4 protein-coding genes are annotated in these 3,791 nt (G+C 68.0%); 2 read left to right on the top strand and 2 right to left on the bottom strand.

The genetic code is table 11. The features are described from left to right. A partial coding sequence (locus AB0M52_RS32140; RefSeq protein ID WP_363961482.1) for a TRAP transporter small permease subunit occupies positions 1 to 420 on the bottom strand: 420 nt, incomplete at its 3' end. A 482-nt stretch (positions 421 to 902) separates the two neighbouring features. On the opposite strand from AB0M52_RS32140, the gene AB0M52_RS32135 reads away from it, so the two are divergent. Continuing rightward, complete coding sequence (locus tag AB0M52_RS32135) at positions 903 to 1,718, top strand: IclR family transcriptional regulator (protein WP_363961480.1); 816 nt, start codon at positions 903 to 905, stop codon at positions 1,716 to 1,718. Positions 1,719 to 1,836: 118 nt separating this feature from the next. Here the strand turns inward: AB0M52_RS32135 and AB0M52_RS32130 are convergent, their stop codons facing one another. Next, complete coding sequence (locus tag AB0M52_RS32130) at positions 1,837 to 2,592, bottom strand: hypothetical protein (RefSeq protein ID WP_363961478.1); 756 nt, start codon at positions 2,590 to 2,592, stop codon at positions 1,837 to 1,839. 172 nt (positions 2,593 to 2,764) lie between these two features. On the opposite strand from AB0M52_RS32130, the gene AB0M52_RS32125 reads away from it, so the two are divergent. Next, complete coding sequence (locus tag AB0M52_RS32125) at positions 2,765 to 3,358, top strand: SMI1/KNR4 family protein (protein WP_363961476.1); 594 nt, start codon at positions 2,765 to 2,767, stop codon at positions 3,356 to 3,358. Positions 3,359 to 3,791: the final 433 nt, after the last annotated feature.

Here is a 3,791-nt window from a genome sequence, read left to right as displayed (position 1 = left end):
CGCCGTCCGCCGCGTCGGATACGCCTCTACGAGCGCGTAGGCCTCCCATGCCAGAGCCCCGCAGATCACCGCCGTGAGGACCGCCGACAGCACCTTGACGACGACGAGGGCCCGGCCCTTGGCGACGTAGTCGATGATCTGGATGGTGATGTGGCCGTTGTTGCCGACGAGGTAGCCCACCATGATGAAGGTGAGCACGATCAGCGAGAAGTTGGCCAACTCACCCGCACCCGGCCAGTTGAGCGCCTTGACGTACCTGCTGAGGACCTGCCACAGAACGCTCAGGAAGATGAACCCGAGGGCCGCGCAGGCAATGCCGAGTTCCACCGAGGCCCAAACGCGCAGGATTCTGGGTTCGCGCCGGCGAGCTGGGGCGTCCGGTGGTGAATCGGCAGCGGGTGGTGTCTCGTCGGTGGTCACCGGCCATCACTCCCCACGTGATTGGCACGCCGACGACCAGCGCCCACGGCGGAGTGTGGTCGTTTCACGGTAGGCCTCGCTCTCGATCGAAGAAGACGGCCGACTACGGCAGCGGTGACGCGGCCGCGCGCCGGTCGCGCAGAAGGATCGACCCTCGCTGTCGCGTGGCGACGATCCGCGCCCCCACCGGTCACCTCGAGGACCAGATCACTCATGGGTGCTCCCTAGAGCCTGAACCGCTAGCCGGACCACTTGGACCGCCTCGCGGACTGGGTGTAACGTACGGTCGCCGGCCGCCCCTGACAAGTGTTTGAGTCCAGACCGTTACGATTGCGTGAAAGGTGCCTATGTACGCTCGGCGCGCCCGCGCCGCTGGCGACCTCTCGTGCGGCACCGATCGCGCAGTTCGCACCCGGTGAACCGGGGTGACGCGCACCCCGGTGGTTCGCTGGGTACGATCCACCGGAACGCGAGGAGATTGGATGAGCGTGAAGGAGCCCGCGAACGGAGGGGTTCCCGCCCAGCAGATGTCGGCGGCGGAGTCCTCCGATCAGCAAGGTGTGCGCAGCGTCCAACGCGCGTTGGACATTCTTGCCCTGCTGACGGAAGACCGGCCGACCCTGTCGATTCGGGAAATCGTGGACGCGACCGGCCTGGCGAAGACGACGGTCCTCCGGTTGGTTTCCACCCTGGAGCAGAGCGGATTGCTCTGGGCCACCGCCAACGGCTACATGGCAGGACCAGGGCTGTGGCGCTGGGCCCACCTCGCTCGGCGCAGCTGGGAGCTTCCGCCGGACACGCAGCGCAGGATGCGCGAACTCGCCGCGCGCCGACGCGAGACGGTCAACGTGTACGTCGCCCGCGACATCTACCGGGTGTGCATCGCGCAACAGGAGAGCCCGCAGCCCCTGCGCCACGTCGTCCACGTCGGCGACGAACTGCCCATGTGGGCCGGGGCCTCGGCCAAGGTTCTGCTCCGCGACGCCAGCCCCGGCCTGCTGGAACGGATCGCCCGGCGCTCGCCCTACGGGCCCGGGCACGTCAAGCGGCTCCAGGAGTGGATCGACGAGGCCGCGGTGAAGGGATACGCCGAGAGCCACGGCGAGCGGGAGGACGGCCTGTCGGCCGTGGCGGCGCCGATTGTCGGCCGATCCGGCAGCGTCGTGGCAGCACTCGCGCTCAGCGGCCCGACGGTCCGATTCACCGAGGCCCGGGTCGCCGAGTTCGCCGCCGACCTGAAGCGGATCGCGCGCGAGATGTCGGAGCAGGGCTTCGCCCACCCGTTCGGCGCCGGCTGACCACTCGCGGCCCGCGGGGACGACCACCCGGGCGCCGAGCGCCACGACCGGACGCCGACCCGACCGAGCATCGTGACGGTGCGTAGCGCGACTCGCGGCAGATCCGTGCAGGGCCGTGTCAGAGATTGTCGATGTATATGTTCACTGCGTCGGACGGTGCCGCCGGTTGCAGCACCGTTGCGGGTTCGGCTTCGGCGTACAGCCATATTCGGTGTGGCCTCCAGTGCAGAAGTCCGCTGATGTCGCGGCTGCCGGAATAGCTGCCTTGTTCGGGTTGTAAGGGCCATCCGCGTTCGCGCAGGTGCGCGACGAGTCGGGGCACGGTCGTTTCCCGGCTGGCACCGTCGGTGGCCGTCACCACGAACTTGGCCGTGCAGTTGCCGCTGCTGCCGCCGGAGGCGCACGTGTCGGCCGAGATCAGGCGCAGCGACGTCGGCAGCGGAAGGATCTCATCTTCGCGAACAGGTGCCCGGAACCTGCCGTCGCCGTCGATCTGGGCGAGGCCGAGCCCACCACCACACAGCAGCACCACAGCGGCCAGCGGCACCACAGCGGCGAACCGCCGAACCGTCAGCCAGTTCCACCCTGCCGAGGCGGCCTGCGTGACATGGTCGATGACTAATGCCGCCAGGCACACCGCTCCGACGAGCAACCACCCCGCGAACCAGTCAAGCCACGGTGCGACGGGCAGGCCGCGGGGCCACTGCGAGACAGCGAACACCGCGGCCAGCACGACGATGAAGCCGACACCGACAACCACACCCACACCACGGCCGCTCCGGGTACCCCATGCCCAGGCACCGACCACGATCATTCCGAAGACCGCCGCCACCACGGCCGGCCAGGGCGCACCCTGCCAGTACGGCAACACCACCAGCCCCGCGCTGCCCGCGCTCAGCCACCACCGCCAGCCGCCACCAGCCCCTATCGCCACAACCGAATCGTAAGATCACCACTGCCGTAAACGGCAAGCACTCGACCGCAACCCAGCCACGAATGCCTGATCATGACGCCTGGCAGGCCAGGTGACACCCACGATCACTTCGATGACCCAGGCCGAGTACGTACCGGACCGACTCCCAGGGAGGGCCATGTTCGACGGGCCAGTTCAGCGGTCCTTTCCGGACCTTGACCCGGACACCTTCTGGGACGACAACGAGTACGCGCTCAGTGCCTACGTCGACGCACCGCCGACGCCCGTGTTGATCGATACGGTCGAGGCGGAACTGGGCCACCGGTTGCCGACGTCGTACGTGACGCTGATGCGGTCCCATAACGGCGGGATGCCCCACCACACGTGCTGTCCGGCACCGAGCCGGACCACGTGGGCCGACACTCACGTCGCTGTAGACGGCATCATGGGAATCGGACGGAAGAGAACCTACTCACTGGCAGGCGAAGCCGGCAGCCGCTTCTGGATCCAGGAATGGGGCTACCCGCCGATCGGCGTCTACTTCGCCACCTGCCCATCCGCCGGACACGACATGATCGCCTTCGACTACCAGAACACCGACCACGGTGAACCGCGAGTCGTCCACGTCGACCAGGAGCACGACTACCGAATCACCGTACTGGCACCGAACTTCGCATCCTTCATACGGGCGCTACGGCCCGCCAGCGAGTACGAAGACGAGTTTTGAGCCCCTCCGCCTGACGCACGGCGGTGATCCGTGAGGCTGACGGGGCTATCGCTCACCGACACCGCCGACACCACATGAAGCCCTGCCATGGTGACCCTACGTAATGCGCGGATTGCGGCATGACGGTGCGCTACTGGTCGATCTTGCGGGCAGCGTGCCGCGCATGTCGAGCCGTCTGTGGATCACCATCAACGCCAGACGTGCGTCCCCTGGCCGGTGGTGCCGTGTACGAGACCCGCTCCAGGCCCTGCTCGACGCCAGGGCGCCCGGTAGTCGTGTCACCGGTGGCGGCACGATGCTGACGGCTGACCTTCGCCTACTCGGCCTGAGGATTGACCAGCCGCTTCCTCTACGAACTCGGCCCCACCGACCCGACCGGCGACGAGCCAGGGCCGGATGACGGGTCCGGCGGACCGCCGGGCGGCGGATGTCG

This window comes from Micromonospora sp. NPDC051296 (assembly GCF_040682255.1).
GTDB classification, from domain to species: domain Bacteria; phylum Actinomycetota; class Actinomycetes; order Mycobacteriales; family Micromonosporaceae; genus Micromonospora; species Micromonospora craterilacus.
This window is presented reverse-complemented; position numbering and strand designations above follow the sequence as displayed.